General features: G+C 70.8%; 20 protein-coding genes. 4 read left to right on the forward strand and 16 right to left on the reverse strand.

What is annotated here, in order from left to right; genetic code table 11:
- Positions 1–79: 79 nt before the first annotated feature.
- From ACWGKJ_RS25755 to rsmH, 16 genes are all read right to left on the reverse strand, one after another.
- Complete coding sequence (locus ACWGKJ_RS25755; protein ID WP_385023666.1) at positions 80–1,354, reverse strand: DivIVA domain-containing protein; 1,275 nt, start codon at positions 1,352–1,354, stop codon at positions 80–82.
- A gap of 49 nt (positions 1,355–1,403) precedes the next feature.
- Positions 1,404–1,688: a YggT family protein gene (locus ACWGKJ_RS25760; protein ID WP_385023668.1), complete on the reverse strand. Its 285-nt coding sequence runs from the start codon at positions 1,686–1,688 to the stop codon at positions 1,404–1,406.
- Between the two features lie 71 nt (positions 1,689–1,759).
- Positions 1,760–2,374, reverse strand: a complete 615-nt coding sequence (locus ACWGKJ_RS25765) for a cell division protein SepF (protein WP_385023670.1) — start codon at positions 2,372–2,374, stop codon at positions 1,760–1,762.
- Positions 2,375–2,513: 139 nt separating this feature from the next.
- Positions 2,514–3,233, reverse strand: a complete 720-nt coding sequence (locus tag ACWGKJ_RS25770; RefSeq protein WP_385023672.1) for a YggS family pyridoxal phosphate-dependent enzyme — start codon at positions 3,231–3,233, stop codon at positions 2,514–2,516.
- A gap of 6 nt (positions 3,234–3,239) precedes the next feature.
- Positions 3,240–3,968, reverse strand: a complete 729-nt coding sequence (gene pgeF, locus ACWGKJ_RS25775; protein ID WP_385023674.1) for a peptidoglycan editing factor PgeF — start codon at positions 3,966–3,968, stop codon at positions 3,240–3,242.
- Positions 3,969–4,000: 32 nt separating this feature from the next.
- On the reverse strand, positions 4,001–5,209 hold the full coding sequence (gene ftsZ, locus ACWGKJ_RS25780) for a cell division protein FtsZ (protein WP_385023676.1): 1,209 nt from the start codon (positions 5,207–5,209) through the stop codon (positions 4,001–4,003).
- A 274-nt stretch (positions 5,210–5,483) separates the two neighbouring features.
- Complete coding sequence (locus tag ACWGKJ_RS25785; protein WP_385023678.1) at positions 5,484–6,290, reverse strand: cell division protein FtsQ/DivIB; 807 nt, start codon at positions 6,288–6,290, stop codon at positions 5,484–5,486.
- A gap of 17 nt (positions 6,291–6,307) precedes the next feature.
- A complete protein-coding gene (murG, locus tag ACWGKJ_RS25790; protein ID WP_385023680.1) occupies positions 6,308–7,402 on the reverse strand; it encodes an undecaprenyldiphospho-muramoylpentapeptide beta-N-acetylglucosaminyltransferase in 1,095 nt (364 codons plus the stop codon).
- A 6-nt stretch (positions 7,403–7,408) separates the two neighbouring features.
- Complete coding sequence (ftsW, locus tag ACWGKJ_RS25795; RefSeq protein ID WP_385023682.1) at positions 7,409–8,737, reverse strand: putative lipid II flippase FtsW; 1,329 nt, start codon at positions 8,735–8,737, stop codon at positions 7,409–7,411.
- A gap of 69 nt (positions 8,738–8,806) precedes the next feature.
- Positions 8,807–10,216: a UDP-N-acetylmuramoyl-L-alanine--D-glutamate ligase gene (gene murD, locus ACWGKJ_RS25800; RefSeq protein ID WP_385023684.1), complete on the reverse strand. Its 1,410-nt coding sequence runs from the start codon at positions 10,214–10,216 to the stop codon at positions 8,807–8,809.
- Complete coding sequence (mraY, locus tag ACWGKJ_RS25805; protein WP_385023686.1) at positions 10,213–11,283, reverse strand: phospho-N-acetylmuramoyl-pentapeptide-transferase; 1,071 nt, start codon at positions 11,281–11,283, stop codon at positions 10,213–10,215. Before mraY ends, murD begins: the two co-directional genes overlap by 4 nt.
- Positions 11,280–12,701 carry a UDP-N-acetylmuramoyl-tripeptide--D-alanyl-D-alanine ligase gene (locus ACWGKJ_RS25810; RefSeq protein ID WP_385023688.1) on the reverse strand — a complete coding sequence of 474 codons (1,422 nt, stop codon included), beginning with the start codon at positions 12,699–12,701 and terminating at the stop codon, positions 11,280–11,282. The genes mraY and ACWGKJ_RS25810 overlap by 4 nt, the downstream gene beginning before the upstream one ends.
- A 4-nt stretch (positions 12,702–12,705) precedes the next feature.
- Positions 12,706–14,382 carry a UDP-N-acetylmuramoyl-L-alanyl-D-glutamate--2,6-diaminopimelate ligase gene (locus ACWGKJ_RS25815; protein ID WP_385023690.1) on the reverse strand — a complete coding sequence of 559 codons (1,677 nt, stop codon included), beginning with the start codon at positions 14,380–14,382 and terminating at the stop codon, positions 12,706–12,708.
- Between the two features lie 14 nt (positions 14,383–14,396).
- A complete protein-coding gene (locus tag ACWGKJ_RS25820; RefSeq protein ID WP_385023692.1) occupies positions 14,397–16,373 on the reverse strand; it encodes a peptidoglycan D,D-transpeptidase FtsI family protein in 1,977 nt (658 codons plus the stop codon).
- Positions 16,374–16,377: 4 nt separating this feature from the next.
- Positions 16,378–16,887, reverse strand: a complete 510-nt coding sequence (locus ACWGKJ_RS25825; RefSeq protein ID WP_385023694.1) for a hypothetical protein — start codon at positions 16,885–16,887, stop codon at positions 16,378–16,380.
- Entirely contained in the window at positions 16,884–17,840 is a 957-nt protein-coding gene (rsmH, locus tag ACWGKJ_RS25830) for a 16S rRNA (cytosine(1402)-N(4))-methyltransferase RsmH (RefSeq protein WP_385023696.1), read from the reverse strand. The genes ACWGKJ_RS25825 and rsmH overlap by 4 nt, the downstream gene beginning before the upstream one ends.
- Before the next feature lie 435 nt (positions 17,841–18,275).
- Between rsmH and ACWGKJ_RS25835 the strand changes: the two genes are divergently transcribed.
- The 4 genes from ACWGKJ_RS25835 to ACWGKJ_RS25850 all read left to right on the forward strand — a co-directional run bounded on the left by ACWGKJ_RS25835 (position 18,276) and on the right by ACWGKJ_RS25850 (position 24,056).
- On the forward strand, positions 18,276–18,857 hold the full coding sequence (locus ACWGKJ_RS25835) for a beta-class carbonic anhydrase (RefSeq protein ID WP_385023698.1): 582 nt from the start codon (positions 18,276–18,278) through the stop codon (positions 18,855–18,857).
- A 257-nt stretch (positions 18,858–19,114) separates the two neighbouring features.
- A complete protein-coding gene (locus ACWGKJ_RS25840) occupies positions 19,115–20,119 on the forward strand; it encodes an AAA family ATPase (RefSeq protein ID WP_385023700.1) in 1,005 nt (334 codons plus the stop codon).
- Positions 20,119–21,642 (forward strand): DUF58 domain-containing protein, encoded by a 1,524-nt coding sequence (locus ACWGKJ_RS25845; protein ID WP_385023702.1) that lies wholly within the window; start codon positions 20,119–20,121, stop codon positions 21,640–21,642. Before ACWGKJ_RS25840 ends, ACWGKJ_RS25845 begins: the two co-directional genes overlap by 1 nt.
- Positions 21,639–24,056 carry a transglutaminase TgpA family protein gene (locus ACWGKJ_RS25850; RefSeq protein WP_385023704.1) on the forward strand — a complete coding sequence of 806 codons (2,418 nt, stop codon included), beginning with the start codon at positions 21,639–21,641 and terminating at the stop codon, positions 24,054–24,056. The genes ACWGKJ_RS25845 and ACWGKJ_RS25850 overlap by 4 nt, the downstream gene beginning before the upstream one ends.
- Positions 24,057–24,239 lie beyond the last annotated feature (183 nt).

Raw genomic sequence — 24,239 nt, forward strand, 5'->3', positions numbered from 1 at the left:
CAAAAGGGCCGGGCCCCAGGGAAACCCCGGGGCCCGGCCCTCAGTCAACCGACCGTCAAGCGCTCAACGAGCACTCACCTCAGTTGTCATCCTCGTCGATCAAGAACCCGCGCATCGGCGAAGGCGCCTGCTGCATCGGCTGCGGAGCCTGCGGCCGCACCGGCGCCATCGGCTGAGTCATCGCAGGCGACATCTGCTGCTGACCACCGTACGAGGGGCCACCGCCCATCGACGGCTGACCGCCCATGGACTGGTTGCCACCGCCCATGCCGTGCTGGGTGTGCCCCATGGCGCCCGCACCGGCCGAAGCCATCGAGGGCGACGGCGGCAGCGAAGCGGTCGCCGGGGTCCGCGGCGGGGCCAGCGAGTCGTCCGCCTGGGTCTCCAACTGACGCAGCTGGCTCTCCAGGTAGGACTTCAGACGGGTCCGGTACTCACGCTCGAAGCCACGCAGATCCTCGACCTTGCGCTCCAGCGTCGCGCGGGCCGACTCCAGCGAGCCCATCGCCACGCGGTGCTTCTCCTGAGCGTCCCGCTCCAGTGCGTCAGCCTTGGCGCGGGCGTCCCGCTCCAGACCCTCGGCACGGCTCCGGGCCTCGCCGACGATCTTGTTGGCCTCGGAACGGGCCTCCGCGATCGCCTGATCCGCCGTCTGCTGCGCGAGCGAGAGCACACGGGCGGCGCTGTCGCCGCCGGGGCCCTGCTGCTGCATCTGCGGGGGACCGCCGTGGCCGCCCATCGGACCGCCCATGGGGCCCTGGGCGAGTTGCCCCTGACCGCCCATCGGACCCTGCTGGCCCATCGGGCCCTGGCCCATCGGCCCCTGCTGCCCCATGGGGCCGGGGCCGAGCTGGCCCTGGCCGCCCATCGGGCCCTGCTGGCCCATGGGACCCGGGCCGTGCTGACCCTGCGGACCCGGACCGTGCTGGCCCTGGGGACCGGGGCCGTGCTGGCCTTGCGGACCCGGGCCGTGCTGACCCTGGGGACCGGGGCCGTGACCGCCAGGACCTGCAGGCAGCTGGGGCTGTCCGCCCGGCAGTTGGGGCGGACCCATCTGCGGCTGCTGCTGGCCCTGCGGTGGACCGGATATGGCGGCGGGCACGGGAGCGTTGGGACCGCCGCCCCGGCCGTCCTGCTGCTCGGGCGGCTTGCGCATGCCCTGCTGCTGATTCTGCGCGGCGGCACGCGTCGCGGCGGCCAGCTTGGCGCGCAGATCCTCGTTCTCGCGGAGCAGTCGCGTCAGTTCGGCTTCGACCTCGTCGAGGAAGGCATCGACCTCGTCCTCGTCATAGCCTTCTCGGAGGCGGACGGTCGTGAACTGCTTGTTCCGCACGTCCTCGGGGGTCAGCGGCATCTCTTCTTCACCTCTACGTAGTCGTCGGCAGTCGGCAGGACCGAATCGTTCACACCCGGCTCACAATGCTGATCAGGATGTAGACGATGATCATCAGAACGAAGAAGGACAGGTCGAGCGCCACGCCCCCGAGACGCAGCGGCGGAATGAACCGCCGCAGAAGCTTGAGCGGTGGATCGGTGACAGTGTAAGTGGCCTCCAGAACGACCACCATCACCTTGCCGGGTTGCCATGAACGGGCGAATTGGAAGACGTAGTCCATGACAAGCCGGAAGATCAGCACGATGAGGAAACACATCAGCGCGATGTAGACCACATCCAATGCGATGCCCATCTAACGCTTCCCTCTCCCCTGACGCTCTTGTTCTTCCGGCCTCCCGGCCGGGGTCGTACCCGGTGTCTCTCTCAGCTCTGGTTGAAGAAACCGCCCTCTGCGATACGGGCCTTGTCCTCCGCCGTGACATCGACGTTAGCAGGCGACAACAGGAACACCTTCTGCGTCACCCGCTCAATGCTGCCATGCAGACCGAAGACAAGTCCTGCGGCAAAGTCGACAAGTCGCTTCGCGTCGGTGTCATCCATCTCGGTCAGATTCATGATCACCGGAGTGCCCTCACGGAAGTGTTCCCCGATGGTACGGGCCTCGTTGTAGGTCCGGGGGTGCAGCGTGGTGATGCGGTAGGGCTCCCGCTCGGACACAACCTTGGGCATGATCACCGGGGCGTTCTTCTCCATGCTCGGACGTTCAGGTGTGATGGACGCCACGGGGGCGATTCGGGCGGGTCGTCCGCTTTCCGCCGGTAGCGCAACAGGCTCGCGCTGAGCGGGCGGTTGCACCATTCGCACCGGTTCGTCCTGCTGGGACTGGTGCGGCTGATGCGGAGGTTGGTGTCGCCGTCGGTCCCTCTCGGGCTCGGGCTCGGGTTCGAACTCGTCGTCGGGGTCGAACCCCGGGCCGTCGTACCCATCGTCCTCCACGAGGCCGAGGTAGACCGCCATCTTGCGCATCGCGCCGGCCATGCTCTGAGTCCTCCGCTCTGTGGTGGATCGCCTTGTGCCAATTTCGCAGCGTCACCAAGTGCCCGCGATCCACTGGGTCTGCCCGTCGATTGGCGGGAATGACCATATTTTCTGCTGTGGTCCGACTTGCTTCGCGACGTTACCCGAGCGGGGGACGGACGCCGAGTACCGCAGTGCCGACGCGGACATGTGTCGCACCCGCCTTCACCGCCTCTTCGAGATCCGCACTCATCCCTGCTGACACCATGTTGGCAGCAGGATGAGTCACGCGCAGGCGGGATGAGATTTCCATCAGCCGCTCGAACGCCGCCTGTTGCCGTCCCGCGTACGGGCCGGCCAGCGGTGCGACGGTCATCAGCCCGTCGAGCCGCAGTCCTGGTGCGGCAGCCACCGAATCGGCCAACTCCCCCACGCCGTCCGGGGCGACACCGCCGCGCTCCCCACGTCCGCCGGCCTCCGCGTCGAGCGCGACCTGGACCAGACAGCCGAGTTCACGACCGGCCCGGACAGCGGCGGCTGAGAGAGATGTAACAAGTCTGGCCCGGTCCACCGACTGCACAACATCGGCATAACTCGCTACAGAACGGACCTTGTTCGTCTGAAGCTGACCGACAAAGTGCCAGGAAAGCGACAGATCCGCGCACTCCTTGGCCTTCGGTGCCGCGTCCTGGTCGCGGTTCTCCGCGACCTGCCGTACGCCGAGTTCCGAGAGAAGTCGCACATCGCTCGCGGGATACGTCTTGGTGACCACGATCAGGGTCACCTCCTCCCGCTCGCGGCCGGCGGACGCGCAGGCCGAAGCGATGCGCTCCTCCACACGGGCCAGATTGGCGGCGAGTTCGCCCCTGCGATCCGTCATGCGCTATCAGTCCAGCCAGACATATCCGGCGAGCCGCCCAGTGGTGCGGTCGCGACGGTAGGAGAAATGGTCGGTCGATTCCAGGGTGCAGACCGGCGAGTGCGCCCGGTCCACGACCCCGAGCGCCGACAGCTGGGCGAGCACACCCGCCGTGACGTCCACCGCGGGCGTCGACCAGCTCGTCTCCGACCAGGCCTCGGGCACGACCCGGGCGACCTCGGCCCGCATCTCGGCGGGGACTTCGTAGCAACGCCCGCAGACGGCCGGTCCGGTACGGGCCGTGATCCGCGCGGGGTCGGCGCCGAGCGAGACCATCGCGCCGACCGCGGCGGGCACGACCCCGGCGACCAGCCCGGGACGGCCGGCATGTGCGGCGGCCACCACCCCCGCGACCGGGTCGGCCAGCAGGACGGGGACACAGTCGGCGGTGAGCACCGCCAGCGGAACCCCCCGGCGGGCCGTCACGACCGCGTCGGTTGCGGGGATTTCCGCATGGTCGCCGAGCGCCTCGGCCCAGGGGCCTTCGACCACGGCGACTTCGCGCCCGTGTACCTGGTTCATCCAGACGACCCGCGCCGGGTCGATGCCCAGGGACCGCGCGGCGGTCTCACGGTTCGTCATGACGGCGGCCGGGTCATCCCCGACCGCACCGCCGAGATTGAGCTCCTCGTACGGAACGGCGCTCACCCCGCCCCACCTGTCGGTGAAAGCGAAGTGCGCGCCGTTCGTGGACATCGCGCTGTCGTACGCGGTTATGGGACGACGTGTCACTTCAAGAAGTCCGGTACGTCCAGCTCTTCGGCCTGGCTGTCCTGGTACGGACGGGCCGGCGGCACCTGCGGCGGGGCGACCGGTGCGGCCGGGGCCTCGTTCACCCGCTCGGTCTCGGCCGGGGCCGGAGTCTCCTCGCGCTGGGTGACCGCACCGAGACCGCCGAGTGACCGGGGTGCCTCGGTGGCCCGGACCGGTACGGGCTCCTCGCGCTTGGCGGAGCCCGAACCGATGGCGCTCTCCCGGCGGGTCGGCGGCTGTCCGCCGTCGAAGCCCGCCGCGATGACCGTGACCCGCACCTCGTCGCCGAGCGCGTCGTCGATGACGGCACCGAAGATGATATTCGCCTCGGGGTGGGCGGCCTCGCTCACCAGCTGTGCGGCCTCGTTGATCTCGAAGAGACCGAGGTCCGAACCGCCGGAGATCGAGAGCAGCACTCCGCGTGCGCCGTCGATGGACGCTTCGAGCAGGGGCGAGGAGATCGCCATCTCGGCCGCGGCCACCGCGCGGTCGTCACCGCGGGCCGAACCGATCCCCATGAGCGCCGATCCGGCCTCGGACATCACGGACTTGACGTCCGCGAAGTCCAGGTTGATCAGACCCGGTGTGGTGATCAGATCGGTGATGCCCTGGACACCGGAGAGCAGTACCTGGTCCGCGGACTTGAACGCGTCGAGGACGCTGACCTGGCGGTCCGAGATGGACAGCAGGCGGTCGTTGGGAATGACGATGAGGGTGTCGACCTCTTCGCGGAGTTCGGCGATGCCGTCCTCCGCCTGGTTGGCGCGGCGCCGCCCCTCGAAGGTGAAGGGGCGCGTGACCACGCCGATGGTGAGTGCGCCCAGCGAACGGGCGATGTTGGCGACCACGGGTGCGCCGCCGGTGCCGGTGCCGCCGCCTTCTCCTGCGGTGACGAAGACCATGTCGGCCCCCTTGAGGACCTCCTCGATCTCCTCACGGTGGTCCTCTGCCGCCTTGCGGCCGACTGCCGGGTTGGCCCCGGCGCCGAGGCCCCGGGTCAGTTCACGGCCGACGTCGAGCTTGACGTCGGCGTCGCTCATCAACAGGGCCTGTGCGTCGGTGTTGATCGCGATGAACTCGACGCCCTTGAGGCCGACCTCGATCATTCGGTTGATGGCATTGACACCACCGCCGCCGACACCGATGACCTTGATGACTGCGAGGTAGTTCTGCGGTGCTGCCACGTCGAAGGCCTCTCGCCTCGAGTTACGTGTCGCCGCTGCGCGCTTGCCGCGTCGCGACGACGGATGCCGATGGGACGGTCCGAACGCCGACCCGAACCCTAACTGTGAAGTTCAGGGTTACCAGTGTGTCTGCTCCTTGGACTCTCCGAACAGGACACTAAGTCGACAAGTGGCGCACGTTCAATGAACACGCCGAACCTCCCGTTTTTCTTTTCACCCTATGTGATCAGCCGTTGCGCTGACCAACCAGGGTCCTGGCCAGCGACGATGTACGTCAACTCCCTGACGCCGCGGGGGCGGTGGGGGCGCTCACATCGAAGTGCGCCGCCTTGGGGGCGGCTTTGGTGAGTGCAATGAGCGCGCGGCCCTTCGCCGGGCCGAACTCGCTGCTCCCCCAGGCCACTGTGCGGTGCCCGGTCAGCTCAAGCGAGATCGAGTCGTATGAACTGACCCGGACGAAAAGGGTGTCGCGGGCGACAGCGGGCGGAAGTTCTCCGGCGACCCTGACTGCCTCGACCCGCAGCCGGTCCACGCCGAAACGGCGGAGACTCGGTGACTGACCCGCGGTCAATTCGAGTACCGGCACTCTTCGGGGAGCGCTTTCCACTGTGGCGAAACGCACGCCCTTCGCGTCCACTTCTGTGAACTTACCGCCCGACTTCATGAGCAGTACCGGCTTTCGCTCGGTCACTTTCAGACTGATGCCGTGCGGCCATGAACGGGTGACAACCACCGAGTCGATTCGGGGCAATTTCTTCCGGAGCCGGTTCTCCATCGCATCCGTATCGACTGAAATCAACGGATCACCGATCGGAACGGCCGCGGCCGACTCCACCTGGTCCCGGGTCAGAACCCGCATCCCGGTGGCCCGGACCTGCTCCACCCGCAGCCAGGACGAGCCGTAGAGAGCCCAGATACCGCCGCCTGCCAGAAGCAGCACGACGACCGCCACCAGGACCACCAGCCTCCGGCCGCGCGGCCGGAGGCGGCCGGGGCGCCTCCCCTGCCCCCGGGGGCGGCCGCGGCCGGACTCCGCCGCTGGGTTGCGCTCGCCGCGCTGTGCGGTCGTCGGTCCGGCCACGCTCGCTCCTTAGGGCGTCACGCCTGGTGGCGCGCCGCGATCGCCTCGTACACCATGCCGACGAGCAGGTCGTCGGCGTCGCGCCGGCCGAACTCGGCTGCGGCGCGGGACATCTCGAACAGCCGGTGCGGGTCGGCGAGAACCGGCAGGACGTTGCCCTGCACCCACTCGGGGGTCAGCTGGGCGTCGTCCACCAGCAGGCCGCCGCCGGCGTTGACCACCGGCTGGGCGTTGAGCCGCTGTTCGCCGTTGCCGATCGGCAACGGCACATAGGCGGCTGGCAGCCCGACGGCGGAGAGCTCGGCCACGGTCATCGCGCCCGCGCGGCAGAGCATCATGTCGGCCGCGGCGTACGCGAGGTCCATCCGGTCCACGTACGGTACCGGGAGGTAGGGCGGCATTCCGGGCATGTTGTCGACACGCGGCAGTTCGTTCTTCGGGCCGACCACGTGCAGGATCTGGATCCCGGAGCGCTGGAGCACCGGGGCGACCTGCTGGACCACCTCGTTGAGCCGGCGGGCGCCCTGCGAGCCGCCGGAGACCAGCAGCGTCGGCAGGTTGGGGTCGAGTCCGAAGGCGGCACGCGCCTCGGGGCGGACCCTGGCCCGGTCGAGGACGGCGATCGTGCGGCGCAGCGGGATCCCGATGTAACGGGCGCCGCGGAGCTTGCTGTCTGGCGTCGACACAGCCACGGCGGCCGCGTACCGGGAACCGATCTTGTTGGCAAGACCCGGCCTGGCGTTGGCCTCGTGCACGATGATCGGTACGCCGAGACGCTTGGCGGCGAGATAGCCGGGCAGCGCCACATAGCCGCCGAAGCCGACGACGCAGTCGGCCCTGGTCCGCTCCAGGATCTGCTCGGCGGCCTTGATCGTCCCGCGCAGCCGTCCGGGGACGGTGATCAGCTCGGGGGTGGGTCTGCGGGGCAGCGGCACGGCGGGGATCAGCCCCAACTCGTAGCCCCGTTCGGGCACGAGACGGGTTTCGAGTCCGCGCTCCGTGCCGAGGGCCGTGATGCCCACGGCCGGGTCCTGCCTGCGCAGGGCATCCGCAAGGGCGAGCGCCGGCTCGATGTGGCCGGCGGTCCCCCCGCCGGCGAGTACGACATGCACCGAAATTCACCGCTCTCCGGACGGACGCTTCTTGACGCGCCGTCTCATCGACTTCCATCTCACCCCGGGCCTCCGCAAGGCCAGAGCCCTTCTCGCCGCGGGGTCCGATCGCGCAAAGGCGATCAGCAGCCCGACGGCGAACATGGTCGGCAGCAGGGCGGAGCCCCCGTAGGAGAACAGCGGGAGCGGCACACCGGCGATCGGCAGCAGACCGAGCACCGCACCGATGTTGATCACGGACTGGACCGTGATCCAGGTGGTCACACCTCCCGCTGCGTACCTCACGAAGGGGTCCTCCGTGCGTCCGGCCACGCGGATACCCGCATAGCCTAGAGCCGCGAAGAGGCCGAGTACCGACAGAGTCCCCGCGAGGCCCAGTTCCTCCCCGGTGACCGCGAAGATGAAGTCCGTGTGGGGCTCGGGGAGTTGGCCCCATTTCTCCACACTCGCACCCAGTCCGGATCCGAACCAGCCGCCGGACGCGAGTGCGTAGATTCCGTGCACCGCCTGCCAGCACTGGTCCTGCGGGCCCGGGTCGGTCGCGCCGATGCAGGCGAGCCTGCCCATCCGGTTCGGGCTGGTCTTGATCAGCAGGAACGTCATGAACGCCGCGATGCCGAGCACCATCGCGAACATCCGGGTGGGTGCCCCCGCGAGCCACAGCAGTCCGAAGAGGATCGCGGTGAGGATGATCGCCGTGCCCATGTCGCCGCCGAGCATGATCAGTCCGAGCAGCATGAAGGCGACGGGTACCAGCGGCACCAGCATGTGCTTCCACTGCGTGAGCAGCTTCTTCTCCTGCTTGCGGGCGAGCAGGTCGGCGCCCCAGAGGATCAGGGCGAGCTTGCCGAACTCGCTCGGCTGGAGCATGAAGGGGCCGCCCAGCGAGATCCAGTTCTGGTTGCCGTTGACCGAACGCCCTATCCCCGGCACCTGGACGAGGACCATCAGGAAGACGGTGCCCGCGAGCAGGGGGTAGGCGAGGGCCCGGTGCAGCTTCACCGGCATCCGGGTCGCGATGAGCGCGAGGCCTCCGCCCAGCACCGCGGCGAAGAGCTGCTTGCGGAAGAAGAACGAGCCGGGCTCGGAGATCTCCAGCGCCTTGATCATCGACGCCGAGTAGACCATCACCAGGCCGAGCACCGTGATCAGGAGGGCGGAACCCACCAGCAGGTAGTAGGCCGTCAGCGGGCGGTCCAGGGCGCTCCGCGCCTGTTCGTAGCTGCGGCGCAGCTGGCTTCCGGCCCCGCCGCGCGGTGCGGGGCCGCGCCGGACCGCGGACGGGCGGCGTGCCGTCCCGGTACCGCCACGCCCGCCTCTGTCCTTGACCGGCATGTCTGTCCCCTCCACTCGTGCCCGGCTCTCCGCCGGGTCCCGGCGCGGGGCCGTACGGCCGGACAGACCCTAGCCGTTCTCGGCGGCCAACTCGCGTACCGCGTCGGCGAATGCCTCGCCACGCTTGTTGTAGTTGGCGAACATGTCCATGGAGGCACAGGCCGGGGCCAGCAGGACCGTGTCCCCCGGACGGGCGAGCCGTGCCGCCTCCCGGACCGCCGCTGACATGGCCCCAGTGTCGGTCCGGTCGAGGTCGACCACCGGTACCTCCGGGGCGTGTCGCGCCAGGGCTTCGGCGATGAGCGCCCGCTCGGCGCCGATCAGCACGACGCCCCGCAGCCGCTTCGCCGCCCCCTCGACCAGCTCGTCGAAGCTCGCGCCCTTGGCGAGGCCGCCCGCGATCCAGACAATCGGATCGTAGGCCGCCAGTGAGGCTTCGGTGGCATGGGTGTTGGTGGCCTTGGAGTCGTCGATGTACGCGACATCCGCGACGTCGGCCACCTTCTCGATCCGGTGCGGATCGGGCCGGAAGGCGCGGAGCCCGTCACGTACGGCCGCGGGCGCCACGCCGTACGCGCGGGCCAGCGCCGCCGCCGCGAGGGCGTTGGCGATGTTGTGCGGGGCCGGCGGGTTGACGTCGGAGACCTCGGCCAGCTCCTGGGCCTGCGTCTGCCGGTTCGCGACGAAGGCCCGGTCGACCAGGATGCCGTCGACCACGCCGAGCTGTGAGGGCCCGGGGGCACCGAGGGTGAAGCCGATGGCCCGGCAGCCCTCCTCCACGTCGGCCGCGCGGACCAGGTCCTCGGTGGCCGGGTCCGCGGCGTTGTAGACGCAGGCGACGGTGTTGCCCTCGTAGACCCGGCCCTTGTCGGCCGTGTACGCCGCCATCGAGCCGTGCCAGTCGAGGTGGTCGGGGGCCAGGTTGAGCACGGCCGCCGAGTGGACACGCAGGCTGGGCGCCCAGTGCAGCTGGTAGCTGGAGAGCTCCACGGCCAGTACGTCGTACTCCTGGTCGCCGAGTACGGCGTCGAGCAGCGAGACGCCGATGTTGCCGACGGCCTCGGTGCGCAGCCCGGCGGCGCGCAGAATCGAGGCGAGCATCCGTACGGTCGTGGTCTTGCCGTTGGTGCCGGTGACCGCGAGCCAGGGGGCCGCGTCCGGACCCCGCAGCTGCCAGGCGAGTTCGACGTCGCCCCAGACCGGCACGCCTGCTTCGGCCGCCGCCAGGAAGAGCGGTTTGCCGGGGCTCCAGCCGGGTGCGGTGACGACCAGTTCGGTGCCGTCGGGCAGCGTCGCCCCGTCGCCGAGGCGCACCGTGATGCCCAGCGCGGTGAGTTCGGCGGCCTGCGCGCGGGCGCGCTCGTCGTCGCCCTCGTTGACGACGGTGACCTCGGCGCCGAGGCCGTGCAGGGCGCGCGCCGCCGGAAGCCCGGAGACACCCATGCCAGCCACGGTGACGCGCTTGCCCTGCCAGTTCACTTGGCGGCCGCCCAGCCCGCGTAGAAGAGTCCGAGACCGACGATCACGCACATGCCCTGGATGATCCAGAAGCGGACCACGACAAGGACTTCGGACCACCCCTTGAGTTCGAAGTGGTGCTGGAGCGGTGCCATCTTGAAGACACGCTTGCGGGTCAGCTTGAACGAGCCGACCTGGATCACGACGGACATGGTGATCAGGACGAAGAGGCCGCCGAGGATGGCCATCAGGAACTCGGTGCGCGAGCAGATGGCGAGCCCGGCGAGCGCGCCGCCCAGCGCCAGCGAACCGGTGTCACCCATGAAGATCTTGGCGGGTGAGGTGTTCCACCACAGGAAGCCGAAGCAGGCGCCCATCAGGGCCGACGCGACGACCGCCAGGTCGAGTGGGTCTCTCACCTCGAAGCAGGCGCTGGGGTTGGTCAGGGTCGCCGCGTTGGCGCAGGACTCCTGGAACTGCCAGACACCGATGAAGGTGTACGCGCCGAAGACCATCACCGATGCACCGGTGGCGAGGCCGTCGAGGCCGTCGGTGAGGTTCACCCCGTTCGACATGGCCAGGATCATGAACAGCGCCCAGACGACGAAGAGCACGGGCCCGATCGACCAGCCGAAGTCCGAGACGAAGGAGAGCTTGGTGGAGGCCGGTGTGTAGCCGCGCGAGTCCTTGAACATCAGGGCGAGTACGGCGAAGGCGATACCGACGATCAGCTGGCCGGCCATCTTCGCCTTGGCCCGCAGGCCCAGCGAGCGCTGCTTGACGATCTTGATGTAGTCGTCGAGGAAGCCGACCAGGCCCATCCCCGTCATCAGGAAGAGCACCAGCACACCCGAGAACGTCATCGGGTCGCCGGTGATCAGCTTGGTGGCGAGGTAGGCGATGACCGTGGCCAGGATGAAGGCGATACCACCCATGGTCGGCGTGCCGCGCTTGCCGTGGTGGCCGCGCGGCCCGTCGTCCCGGATGAACTGCCCGTACCCCTTGCGGGCAAGGAGTTTGATCAGCAGCGGTGTGCCGACCAGGGTGAGGAAGAGTCCGATGACTCCCGAGAAGAGAATCTGCTTCATCGGGCGGCGACCTCGCCCTCGGTACCACCTTCGAGCAGCGCGGACGCCACCTGCTCCAACCCCACCGACCTGGACGCCTTCACCAGCACGACGTCTCCCTCACGCAGTTGACTGCGCAACAGGTCGACGGCCGCCTGCGCGTCGGACACGTGCACCGACTCCTCACCCCACGAACCCTCGTTATAGGCGCCCAGTTGCAGCCAGGACGCTTCCACACCCCCGACTGCCACGAGCTTGCTCACGTTGAGCCGGACGGCGAGCCGTCCGATCGCGTCGTGCTCGGCGAGTGACTCGTCACCGAGCTCGGCCATCTGGCCGAGCACCGCCCACGTACGTCCCCCCCTGGCCTGTGCGCCTTGGCCCATGGCCGCCAGCGCGCGCAGCGCGGCGCGCATGGATTCGGGGTTCGCGTTGTAGGCGTCGTTGACAACCGTCACACCGTCCGGACGCTCGGTGACCTCCATGCGCCAGCGGGAGAGCGAGCCAGCTTCGGAGAGCGCCGTTGCGATCTCGTCAGCGGACATGCCCAACTCATGTGCGACGGCGGCCGCGGCAAGCGCGTTCGACACGTGGTGCTCACCGTACAGGCGCAAGGTCACATCGCTGCACCCGGTGGGTGTGTGCAGCGTAAATGCGGCCTGTCCGGTCTCGGTGAGGCGGACATTCTCTCCCCGTACGTCCGCTTCATCCGCCTCTCCGAAGAGCAGGAGGCGCGCTTTGGTACGGGAGGACATGGCCCGTACGAGAGGGTCGTCGGCGTTGAGCACGGCGACGCCATGCTCCGGAAGCGACTCGACCATCTCGCCCTTGGCCTGGGCGATCTGCGCACGCCCGCCGAACTCCCCGATGTGCGCGGTCCCGACGTTGAGCACGAGACCGGTCTTCGGCGGCACCAGGCTGGTGAGGTAGCGGATGTCGCCGATGTAGCGCGCGCCCATTTCGAGCACCAGGTAGCGGGTGCTCTCGTCGGCGCGCAGCGCGGTGAGCGGCAGGCCGATCTCGTTGTTGAGATTGCCTTCCGGGTAGACCGTCGGGCCCTTGCGCTCCAGGAGCTGGGCGATCAGGTCCTTGGTCGACGTCTTGCCGGCCGAGCCGGTGAGCGCGACGACCTCGGTGCCGAGACGCTCCACGACGGTACGCGCGAGCGTCCCGAGCGCGGCGGTCACGTCGGGCACCACGATGGCGGGTACGCCGACGGGCCGGGTGGCCAGCACGGCCGCCGCCCCGGCTTCGGCGGAACTCCGCGCGTAGTCGTGGCCGTCGACGCGTTCACCGGCGAACGCGACAAAGAGACTGCCGGGCCGCACCGCGCGGGAGTCGGTGACGACAGGGCCGGTGACCAGGACGGACGGATCCGGTATGTCGTGCGGCTGCCCGCCGATGATGTCGGCGATCTCGGCGAGTGAAAGGGCGATCACTTGGTCATCCCTGACTGTTGTTCTCGGTTGCTGCGCGCTCGATTGCTGCGCGGAGGACCTGGCGGTCGTCGAAGGGGCGTACCACTCCGGCGATGTCCTGGCCCTGCTCATGGCCCTTGCCTGCGACCAGCACGGTGTCCCCTGGCCTGGCCCGGGCCACCGCGGCGGCGATGGCCGCCGCGCGGTCGGAGTCGATCAGGACGTCGCCGCGCTCGTGCACCGGCACCTCGGCGGCGCCGGCGATCATCGCGGCGAGGATCGCAAGGGGGTCCTCGCCACGCGGGTTGTCGGAGGTCAGTACGGCGGTGTCGGCGAGGCGGGCCGCCGCCGCGCCCATCGGGCCGCGCTTGGTCTGGTCTCGGTCGCCGCCGCAGCCGAGCACGATGAGGAGCCGGCCCTCGGTGACCTTGCGCAGGGCGCGCAGCACCGACTCGACGGCGTCCGTCTTGTGCGCGTAGTCGACGACGGCGAGATAGGGCTGTCCGGCGTCCACCCGCTCCAGCCTGCCCGGCACCCCGGGGACGGCCGCGACGCCGTCGGCCGCGGTCTGCGGGTCGATGCCCGCGACGGCGAGGGTGACGATCGCGGCGAGCGTGTTGGCCACGTTGAAGGGCCCGGCCAGCGGGGAGGTGGCGGCGATGCGCTGCCCCTGCGGTCCCACGGCGGTGAAGGTGCTGGTGAACAGGGCGACTTCGACGTCCTCGGCCCGCCAGTCGGCGTCCGGGTGGCCCTCGGCGGAGAAGGTGGTGATGGGGACGGTCGCCTCGTCGACGAGCCTGCGGCCGTACTCGTCGTCGTAGTTGACGACACCGACCCTGCTGCGCAGCGGGGTGAAGAGCTGGGCCTTGGCCTGGAAGTAGTCCTCCATCCCGGAGTGGAACTCCATGTGCTCCGGGCTGAGGTTGTTGAAGACCGCCACGTCGAAGACGCAGCCGTCGACCCGGCCGAGCACCAGCGCGTGGCTGGAGACCTCCATGGCGACCGTGTCGACCCCGCGCTCGCGCATGACAGCGAACAGCGCCTGGAGATCGGTGGCTTCGGGGGTGGTGCGCTCGGACTTGATGCGCTCGTCGCCGATCCGCATCTCGACCGTGCCGATCAGGCCGCTGAGATGCCCGGCGGCCCGGATGCCGCCCTCGACCAGATAGGCGGTGGTGGTCTTGCCGGATGTGCCGGTGATGCCGATCTGGAGGAGGTCGCGGCCGGGGTGGCCGTAGATCTCGGTGGCCAGTTCGCCCATCACGGCCCGCGGGTCGGGGACGGTCAGTACGGGAAGCCCGGTGGCCTCGGCCCGTTCGGTGCCCGTGGGGTCCGTGAGTACCGCGGCGGCTCCGAGACCCGCGGCCTGCTCGACGAAGTCGGCGCCGTGCAGCCGGGCGCCGGGAAGAGCGGCGTACAGATCTCCGGGGCGGACCGCGCGCGAGTCGTGGGTGATGCCGGTGACCTCGGCACCGCCGCCGGGTGACGCGATGCCCAGTCGTCCTGCCAGATCCCCCAGGGGGGTCGGTCGGACCTCGGCCGGACGGGGTGCTCCCGGATAGGTCACAGAAGGGTCTTTCTGGGCGATTTGGTACTGATCAGCGTGTGGCACGGCGGTGAGCGTACCGGGCGTACCGGGCTCCCCGCGAAGTGAGGGTCCGGGGGGCTTCCGGTTCCCCGGCTCCGGGGTGATGGTCGTCACTGATGGTTCCTGAGTCACTCGTGGGGGTCGAAGGTGACCGGGATGGGGTCGGCCTTCTTGCCGGTCGGCGGGGTCTGGAGGGTCTTGAGGGCGAACTCCATGACTTTCTTGTAGACATGGCCGCAGGTGGGGCCGCCGAAGTGGCTTCCGCTGGTCGGGTTCTGGATGGCGCAGTAGACGGTGACGCGGGGTTTGTCGGCGGGAGCGAAGCCCGCGAAGGAGGCGGTGTATCCGCTGTAGCGGCCGGTCTTCGGGTCCACCCGGTTGGCCGTCCCGGTCTTGCCCGCGACCCGGTAGCCGGGGATCCGGGCGGAGACGCCGGTGCCCTCCACATCGGTGACGACGGACTCCAGCATCTGCGAGACGGTCTTCGCCGTACGTTCGCTCACGACCCGGGTCCGCTTCGGGGCGGGGGACGGGGTGAAGCGGCCGTCGGGGCCCTTGGTGCCGCTGATCAGCGAGGGCTCCACCCGTACGCCGCCGTTGGCGATCGTGGAGTACACGGAGGCCGCCTGGAGTGCGCTGAGCGAGAGCCCCTGGCCGAACGGGATCGTGTACTGCTGGGACGTCGACCAGTCCTGCGGCTTGGCCAGGATCCCCGAGGTCTCGCCGGGGAAGCCGACCCCGCTCGGGCTGCCGATGCCGAACTTGCGCAGGTAGGAGTAGAGGACCCTGTTGGCCTCGGGCTGGGTCTTGCCGAGCTGGCCGGCGGCCTCGATGGTGCCGATGTTGCTGGACTTCGCGAGCACCCCGTTGAGCGTCAGGGACCAGGTGTCGTGGTCGACGTCGTCCTTGAAGAGCCGGTCCCCGCGGTGCAGCCGGTTGGGGACGGTCACATGGGTCGTGGGCGTGGCCACCCCCTGCTGGATGATGGCGGCCATCGACATGATCTTGCTGGTGGAGCCAGGCTCGAAGGCGTCCTGGACCGCGGCGTTGCCGAGCGCGGAGGGGTCGGCGTGGGTCAGGTCGTTGGGGTCGAAGCCGGGCGCGTTGGCCATGGCGAGGACCTGTCCGCTCCTGGTGTCCTGCACCACCACATAGCCGCGGTCGGCCTTGGACTCCTTGACCTGAGCGGCGATCGCGCTCTGCGCGGCCCACTGGATGTCGCGGTCCAGGGTCAGCTGGACGTCCGAGCCCGGGACGGCCGGCTTCTCGCTGGCGCCGGCGGTCGGCACCGTACGGCCGCCCGACTGCGCGTAGGTGACCTTGCCGTTGCGGCCCGCCAACTCCTTGTTCAGCGAGGACTCCAGGCCGCCGGCGCCCTGGCCGGCCGAGTTGACCCAGCCGAGCACCCCGGCGGCGAGATCACCGTTCGGATACACCCGTTTGGTGCTGGGCTCCTGGAAGACCCCGGCGATCACGTTGGCGCCCTTGCCGCCCTTGGCCTTGTCCGCTGCCGCCTTCTGCGCGAAGACGCCCTTCAGGTCCTTGATCTGGTTCCAGACCTGCGGGGTCTGCCGGCTCGCGAGGAGCACATAGCGGGTGTCGGGCGTCCTGAGCTTCCTGGCGATCGTCTCGGCGTCCTCGTCGAGGATCGGCGCGAGCAGTGCGCCCGCCTGCTCGGGGGCGTCGGTCGCGTGGCTCTGGGCGCGGCTGAACATCGTCGGGTCGGCCGTGATGTCGTACGCGTCGACGCTGGCGGCCAGGGCCACACCGCTGCGGTCGGTGATCTCCCCGCGCTCGGCGGTCAGCGTGTGGCTCAGATAGCGGTTCTTGTCGGCCTTGGTCGTGTAGGCGCTGGCGTCGACGGCCTGGACCTGGAGCAGCCGTACGACGAAGACCGCCATCACGAGCGTCAGGGCGAGGCTGACGAGCCGCAGCCGGGGGCGCGGACTGCCGAGCCGCAGCTTCCGGGGGCCGCCCGGCCGCCCGGAGCGCGGGCGGCGCTGCGCCGGGCGTGCGGTCCGCGCCGGGCGCGCCGTCCGCGCGGCGGGCCGGGCCGGGCGTGCGGGGCCCGGTACGCGGCGGCGCGGGGGTTCCTTGGACGGCACTGCGTCACCTGCCGGGGGTCGGGGTCGGCGATGTTGTCGTGCCCGTCGGCGTGGCCGGCACGGAGGGGGCGCCGTCCGACGGAGTCGTGGCCGGTGCCGAGGAGGTGGGGGACGGCGTCGAGGTGGGCGAAGGGGGCGCGGGCCGCGCCGTGGACTCCTCGGCGCGGCCCAGGACCTTGCCGTCGGGGCCGAGGAAGGCGGGGCCGCCGCCCGGCACCATGCCGAGTTCGCGGGCCCGCTTCTCCAGCGCACCGGGCGCGGCACGGCCGTCGACGTCCCGCTGCAGGGCCTGTTCCTCGTCGGTCAGCTCGGTGATCTTCTTCTGGTCCTTGCTGAGCCTGAAGGAACCTTCGTTCAGCGCCGAGTTGAGCAGCAGAAGCGTGATCAGACCTCCCCCGAGCAGCACGACGACCAGCAGGACGAAGGGCATCCTGGCCGCCCGGCCCGGTCCGGCGGGCAGCAGTGCGGCGAGGCGCGCGGCCCGGCCCTTGAGCTGCCGGGGCGGCTTGCTCACAGCGCCTCCTCGCGGATGCGCTGCGCACCCCGCAGCCTGGCGGGCGCCGCGCGCCGGTTCTCCGCGACCTCCTCCTCCGCAGGGAGTTCCGCGCCGCGGGTGAGGAGTTTGAGGCGCGGCTGGAAGCGCTCGGGCACCACCGGCAGACCGGCGGGTGCCGTGTTGGCGGCGCCTGCCGCGAAGACCTGTTTGACCAGCCGGTCCTCAAGCGAGTGGTAGGAGAGGACGGCGATGCGCCCGCCCACCGCGAGGGACTTCACCGCGGCCGGGACAGCCCGCTCCAGAACGGTGAGTTCGCCGTTGACCTCGATACGCAGCGCCTGGAAGGTGCGTTTGGCCGGGTTGCCTCCGGTGCGCTTGGCGGCCTGCGGCAGGGAGTCGCGGATCAGGTCGACCAGCCGGGCGCTGTTGGTGAAAGGCTCCCGCTCACGCTCCCGTACGACAGCGGAGACGATGCGTTTGGCCTGCTTCTCCTCGCCGTACGCGCGCAGGATCCGGACCAGTTCGCCGGGCGGGTAGGTGTTCAGCACCTCGGCCGCGCCCATGCCGGTCGTCTGGTCCATCCGCATGTCGAGCGGGGCGTCCTGGGCGTAGGCGAAACCGCGGTCGGCCTCGTCCAGCTGCATCGACGAGACACCGAGGTCGAAGAGGACTCCCTGGACGCGCGGGACCCCGAGCCGGTCCAGGACCTCGGGCAGTTCGTCGTAGACGGCGTGCACCAGGGTGGCCCGGTCGCCGTACGGAGCGAGCCGCTCGCCGGAGAGCCGCAGGGCCTCCTTGTCCCGGTCGAGCGCGATCAGCCGGGCCGCGGGGAAGGTCGAGAGCAGCGCCTCGCTGTGGCCGCCGAGGCCCAGGGTGCAGTCGACGACGACCGCCCCGGGCTGGGCGAGGGCCGGGGCCAACAGGTCCAGGCATCGCTGGAGCATCACCGGGACATGTCGGGACTGGCTCATGCGCCCTCTCAGGTACGGCGCGGTCGGACGTACTGCCAGGTCCCCGCCCGCTCGGAAGGGGACGGTCCGCCGGCGCCGGGAAGGGCGTCGGCCGGCCGGCGAGCGGGAGAGGGCCGAGCCGTACGTACGCCGCGCATGCGCGGGTGTTGCGCGGGTGTGCGGGGTGTGTCCGTCAAGCAGGTGTGCCTGCGGTGAGTGACCGTGAGGAGTGCGCCCGTGCAGGACGTGACGACGCTCACGCCTCCCACTTCGCGCCACTTTAGTCCACTCGTCCCCCCGGTCAATCAACCGCCCAGCGTGCCGCGGGCTCCGGTTTTCACCCGGACGGGGTACTGGTCCCGTCGGCTGTGGATTAGGTCACAGCAGTCCGGGTTGACACTCTTTTCCGGGCCCCCTGACAGGACCGTTCGATCAACGGCGGCTACCGTCATACGCATGTCGACTGCTGCGCACTCTCCCGCAGAACCCAGCCCCTCCCGTCCGCACCCGTCCGTGCCTGACGGCGGAACGGTGACCGACCGGCTCGTCGAGGCCAACCGGCAGTACGCCGGGGCGTTCGAGGATCCCGGTATGGACGCACGCCCCGTACTCCAGGTGGCCGTGGTCGCGTGCATGGACGCCAGGCTCGACCTGCACAAGGCCCTCGGACTCGACCTCGGCGACTGCCACACGATCCGCAACGCGGGCGGTGTGGTCACCGATGACGTCATCCGGTCGCTGACGATCAGCCAGCGCGCCCTGGGCACCCGGAGCGTGGTCCTGATCCACCACACCACGTGCGGTCTGGAGAGCCTCACCGAGGACTTCCGGGTCGAGCTGGAGGAGGAGGTCGGGCAGCGTCCGGCGTGGGCGGTGGAGTCCTTCCGCGATGTCGACCAGGACGTGCGCCAGTCGATGCAGCGGGTGCGGACCTCTCCGTTCCTGCTGCACACCGAGGATGTGCGGGGCTTCGTCTTCGATGTGCGGGAGGGCCTCCTGCGCGAGATCGACCCGGCCGCCGGCGACTCCCAGGAGTGAGCCGCCGGGCTGCCGTTCGCACCCTCGAAGCAGGACGAAAATATGGCAACCCACGACATATCCCGCCCACTTGTCCACAGGCGAGTGACACGAAGCGGTAACGGCAACAACAATGCGGAGGCGGCACCTCGTCCGGATCGCTCCGGGCGGGGCGTCAGCTGTCCGGGGTTGGGCCGGGCCGTACGCGAGTGCCCCGGCCCGTGAATGGGGTATCCCCTGCTTCTCAGGAGCGCGGGAGTAGGGCCGAGGAGGGCCGGGTGACGACCTATGACGATCGAGCGAGCCTCACAGATCTGACGACCACGGCGGAGCGCGTCCGCGGGTCGGTGGAGGGTGTGATCGAGGGCAAGCCCGAGGTCGTACGGCTCTCGCTGACCGTGCTGCTCGCCGAGGGGCATCTCCTCATCGAGGATGTGCCGGGCGTCGGCAAGACCATGCTGGCCAAGGCGCTGGCCCGCAGCATCGACTGCTCGGTGCGGCGTATCCAGTTCACCCCCGACCTGCTGCCCTCGGACATCACCGGTGTCTCGATCTTCGACCAGCAGCGGCGCGACTTCGAGTTCAAGCCGGGGGCGATCTTCGCGCAGATCGTGATCGGTGACGAGATCAACCGCGCATCGCCCAAGACCCAGTCGGCACTGCTCGAATCGATGGAGGAGCGCCAGGTCACCATCGACGGGCAGACGTACGAGCTGCCCGGCCCGTTCATGGTGGTCGCCACGCAGAACCCGGTGGAGATGGAGGGCACCTACCCCCTCCCCGAGGCGCAGCGCGACCGGTTCATGGCACGGGTCTCGATCGGCTACCCGAGCGCCGAGGCCGAGCTGCGGATGCTCGATGTGCACGGCGGTGTCTCACCGCTCGACGACCTCCAGCCGGTGGCACACGCCCACGAGATCCTCAAGCTCATCGAAGCGGTGCGCGAGGTGCATGTCGCCGACGCGGTGCGCCGGTACGCGGTGCAGCTGGTGTCGGCCACCCGCAGCCACCCGGACCTCAGACTCGGCGCGTCACCGCGCGCCACCCTGCATCTGCTGCGGGCCGCCAAGGCGTCGGCCGCGCTGAGCGGCCGGGAGTACGCGCTGCCCGACGACGTCCAGGGGCTGGCCGTCGCGGTGCTGGCGCACCGGCTGCTGCCCACGGCCCAGGCTCAGTTGAACCGCCGTACCGCTGAGCAGGTCGTCCTGGAGATCCTCCAGCGGACGCCCGTTCCCGCGTACACGGCCTCCGGCGACCAGCGGCCCGGCGCCCGGCGGCTGTGATGGCCGCGGGGGGTGCTCCGACCGCCGCCGACGAGGAGGACGGGGGCCGGCTGCGCACCGCGCTGTCGGGGCTGACCACTCGGGGGCGGTCGTTCATCGCGGCGGGTGTCGCCGCCGGGGTCTGCGCGTATGTCCTGGGCCAGAGCGATCTGCTGCGAGTGGGACTGCTGCTCGCGGTGCTGCCGCTGGTGTGCGTGGCCGTGCTGTTCCGTACGCGGTACCGCGTCGCGGCCAGCAGACGTCTCTCCCCCGCCCGCGTTCCGGCGGGGTCCGAGTCCCGCGTCCATCTGCGGATGGACAACGTCTCGCGGCTGCCCACCGGGCTGCTGATGCTCCAGGACCGGGTGCCGTACGTGCTGGGGCCGCGGCCCCGTTTCGTACTGGACCGGGTGGAGGCGGGCGGGCGGCGCGAGGTGTCGTACCGGGTCCGGTCGGATCTGCGGGGCCGCTACCCGCTGGGGCCGCTCCAGCTGCGGCTCACGGACCCGTTCGGGATGTGCGAGCTGACCAGGTCGTTCAGCGCGCACGACGATCTGACGGTGATTCCCAGGACCGAGCCGCTGCCACCGGTCCGGCTGACCGGTGAGGCGGCCGGGTACGGGGACGGCAGACAGCGCTCGCTCGCACTGGCCGGCGAGGACGACGTGATCCCGCGCGGCTACCGGCACGGCGACGATCTGCGCCGGGTGCACTGGCGCTCCACCGCCCGCTACGGCGAACTGATGGTCCGCCGCGAGGAGCAGCCGCAGCGGGCGCGCTGCACGGTGCTGCTCGACACCCGCAGGACCGCCTATCTGGGCGCGGGGCCGGACTCGGCCTTCGAGTGGGCTGTCTCGGGTGCGGCGTCGGCGCTGGCGCACGTTCTCGAACGGGGCTTCTCGGTACGGCTGTTGACGGACACGGGCAGCTCGGTGCCGGGCGAGAGCTCGGGCGGATTCGCCGGGGCCACCCAGGAGTCCGCCGACTCCGCCGGGCTGATGATGGACACTCTCGCCGTCGTCGGGCACTCGGACGGGACCGGTCTCTCCCGTTCCTACGATGTGCTGCGCGGCGGGAACGAAGGGCTGCTGATCGCCTTCTTCGGCCGTCTCGACGAGGAGCAGGCCGCGGTGGCGGCCCGGATGCGGCAGCGCAGCGGGGCGGCCGTCGCCTTCGTACTGAACAGCGAAGCCTGGGTGTACGGGGAGGCGGAGCACGACACCCGGACGCTGCAACTGCTGCGGGATGTGGGGTGGACGGCGCTGGAGGCCGGGCCGGGGGCGGTGCTCGGCGAGCTGTGGCGCCGGGCCGGGCAGCAGCGCAGTGGTACGGGCCCGGCGGCCTGGCACGGCGGCACGGCGGGGGCGGGGAGCGGCACTCGGGCGACGGGGACGGGCGCGGCTCCGCCGGGAAGCGGCGCCGGAACGGTTGCCGGCGCCGGCAGGGGCACGGGTACGGGTACTGACAACGGCGGCATCGGCGCAGACACTGGCACCGGCGGCGCAGGCACAGGCACAGGCACAGGCACAGGGGGATGGTCATGAGCGGCCCTGCGCGACTGGCGTTGTGCGCCTACGCGGCCACCATGCTGGCCGCGTGCACGCTGCTGCCGCTGGTCCAGCCGGTCACCTGGATCATTCAGGCCGCCCTGCTGCTGGCGGTGCAGAGCGGGGTGGGCGCGCTGGCGCGACGGGTTCCGCTGGCGCGTCCGCTGACGGTGGCGGCGCAGGCGGTGGCCGCGCTGCTGATCCTCACGGTGGTCTTCGCACGGGGGCAGGCGCTCGGCGGCATCGTGCCCGGCCCGGAGGCCGTGGAGCATTTCGGGGCGATGCTGCGGGCGGGCGCCGACGACATAGGGCAGTACTCGATCCCGGCGCCGACGACGGTGAACATCCGGCTGATGCTGTTCGGCGGAGTGCTGGTGGTCGGGCTGCTGGTGGACACGCTGGCGGTGACGTTCCGGAGCGCCGCGTCGGCCGGACTGCCGCTGCTCGCGCTGTACTCGGTGGCGGCCGGTATCGCGCAGAACAGCGCCGCCTGGCTGTGGTTCGTCCTCGCGGCCGCCGGTTTCCTGCTGCTCCTGCTGGCCGAGAGCAGGGAGCGGCTCTCCCAGTGGGGGCGGGTCTTCGGCGGCTCGTCGCGCGGGCACGGAGCCGGGAATTCCGCGAGCCGTGGCGGCCCGTCGGCGCCGGTCCGTACGGGGCGGCGCATCGGGGCGGTGGCGCTGGGGTTCGCCCTGGTGGTCCCCGCGGCGCTGCCCGCGATGGACACCGGGCTGCTCGGCGGCGCGGGGCGCGGCACCGGCCCCGGGGGCGGCGGCGGGACGATCTCCGCGGTCAACCCGCTGGTCTCGCTGCAGAACAGCCTCACCCAGTCCGACGACCGCGAGGTGATGCGCTACCGCACCAACGCGGCCGACACCGACGGGATGTATCTGCGGATCGTCGCGCTCGACCAGTTCGACGGCACCTCCTGGAAGTCGTCGGAGCGCCGGATCAAGGACGTCCCGAAGGAGCTGCCCCGGCCGGAGGGGCTCGGCTCCGACGTGGCCACCACCGATGTGCGGACCAATATCTCGGCGGCCGGCTGGTACGCGCAGAACTGGCTGCCGCTCCCCTACCCGGCGACGAAGGTGGACATCAGGGGCCGCTGGCGCTACGAACCGGCCGGGCGGACACTCGTCGGCGACCGCGGGCAGACCACCCGGGGTGCGGAGTACGGCGTGGACAGCCTGGTCGTCCAGCCGACACCGGCCCAGCTCGCCTCGGCCCCGCCGCCGCCCGCGGCGCTGCTGCGGGAGTACACGGAGGTGCCCGGATCGCTGCCCGGCGTGGTGAAGTCGACCGCGGAGCAGGTGACGAAGGGCGCCGCCAACGACTACGAGCGCGCGGTCAGGATGCAGGACTGGTTCGCGTCGGAGGGCGGCTTCACCTACGACACCCAGGTGCAGTCGGGCACCGGTACCGACGCCATAGCCCGGTTCCTGAAGGAAAAGCAGGGCTTCTGCGTCCATTTCGCCTTCACGATGGCGGCGATGGCCAGGACGCTGCACATCCCGGCCCGGGTCGCGGTGGGCTTCACTCCGGGCACCGCTCAGCCGGACGGCACGATGTCGGTCGGGCTGCGCGACGCCCATGCCTGGCCCGAGCTGTACTTCCAGGGCGTGGGCTGGACGCGTTTCGAGCCGACACCCACCCGTGGCTCCGTACCCTCCTACACCCAGGCGGACCACTCGTCCGACGGTCCTGCGTCACCGGCGCAGCCCCGGGCCACGTCGTCGGCCGCGCCCGAGACGGCTCCGTCCGCGACGTCCTCCTGCCCGCCGCAGCTGCGCAAGCTCAGCGGGTGCGGGACGGCGGCGCAGGGCAGCGGCGTGCCGCCCGTCGACCGGGGCTCGGGCCACGGCGCCGCGGTGGGCGCGGGGCTGGCGCTGCTGCTGCTGGTGGTGGTCCTGCTGCTCCTGCTGCCGCTGTTCTGGCGGACCAGGGCGCGGGCCCGGCGGCTGGGGTCCGGCGGGCGGACACCGGAGGACGCCGCGGAGCGGACCCTGTCGGCCTGGCGGGAGATCACCGACTCGGCCTGGGACTACGGGCTCCAGCCGGACGACTCCCTGACCCCGCGCAAGTCGGCGGACCGGATCGTTTGGACCGGGCAGCTTGCGGGCCCGGCGGCCGACGCGGTCCACCGGGCCGCGCACGCGGTGGAGCAGGTGCTGTACGCGCCACGGGCCGGTGAGCCGGGCGGCCTCACGGATGACGTCCAGCTGATCAGGGCCGCGCTGCGGGCCGGTGCGGGCAGAACGGCACGGCTGCGGGCGACGCTGGCGCCGCGCTCGTCCGTACGGGTGGTCTGGGAGCTGTCCCGGCGCCGGGAGCATGCGGCGGACCGCTGGGGCCGGCGCCGTGCGGGGACGGCCCGGTGGGTGGCCCGTCTGCGGCCCTCCCGGCAACGCGGCTGAGCTCCTGCCCGCTGAGCCGGGCCGCCCGCTGAGCCCGCTGAGACGGTCCGTCCGCTGCCTCGGCCGCACATGGCTGAGGGGCGACCGCTTTCGGGCGGACGCCCCTCAGTCGCCGATTCCGTCGCGTACGTCCGGGTGGATCCGACTGCGTGGTGGACCCGCGTCCGCCGTGCGTCGCGCCGG

The organism is Streptomyces sp. NPDC054757 (genome assembly GCF_053612185.1).

Coding starts and splice junctions, on each gene's coding strand:
- ACWGKJ_RS25755 (WP_385023666.1), bottom strand. CDS start 1,354: ATGCCGCTGACCCCCGAGGACGTGCGGAACAAGCAGTTCACGACCGTC.
- ACWGKJ_RS25760 (WP_385023668.1), bottom strand. CDS start 1,688: ATGGGCATCGCATTGGATGTGGTCTACATCGCGCTGATGTGTTTCCTC.
- ACWGKJ_RS25765 (WP_385023670.1), bottom strand. CDS start 2,374: ATGGCCGGCGCGATGCGCAAGATGGCGGTCTACCTCGGCCTCGTGGAG.
- ACWGKJ_RS25770 (WP_385023672.1), bottom strand. CDS start 3,233: ATGACGGATCGCAGGGGCGAACTCGCCGCCAATCTGGCCCGTGTGGAG.
- pgeF (WP_385023674.1), bottom strand. CDS start 3,968: ATGTCCACGAACGGCGCGCACTTCGCTTTCACCGACAGGTGGGGCGGG.
- ftsW (WP_385023682.1), bottom strand. CDS start 8,737: ATGCCGGTCAAGGACAGAGGCGGGCGTGGCGGTACCGGGACGGCACGC.
- mraY (WP_385023686.1), bottom strand. CDS start 11,283: ATGAAGCAGATTCTCTTCTCGGGAGTCATCGGACTCTTCCTCACCCTG.
- rsmH (WP_385023696.1), bottom strand. CDS start 17,840: ATGAGCCAGTCCCGACATGTCCCGGTGATGCTCCAGCGATGCCTGGAC.
- ACWGKJ_RS25835 (WP_385023698.1), top strand. CDS start 18,276: ATGTCGACTGCTGCGCACTCTCCCGCAGAACCCAGCCCCTCCCGTCCG.
- ACWGKJ_RS25845 (WP_385023702.1), top strand. CDS start 20,119: ATGGCCGCGGGGGGTGCTCCGACCGCCGCCGACGAGGAGGACGGGGGC.
- ACWGKJ_RS25850 (WP_385023704.1), top strand. CDS start 21,639: ATGAGCGGCCCTGCGCGACTGGCGTTGTGCGCCTACGCGGCCACCATG.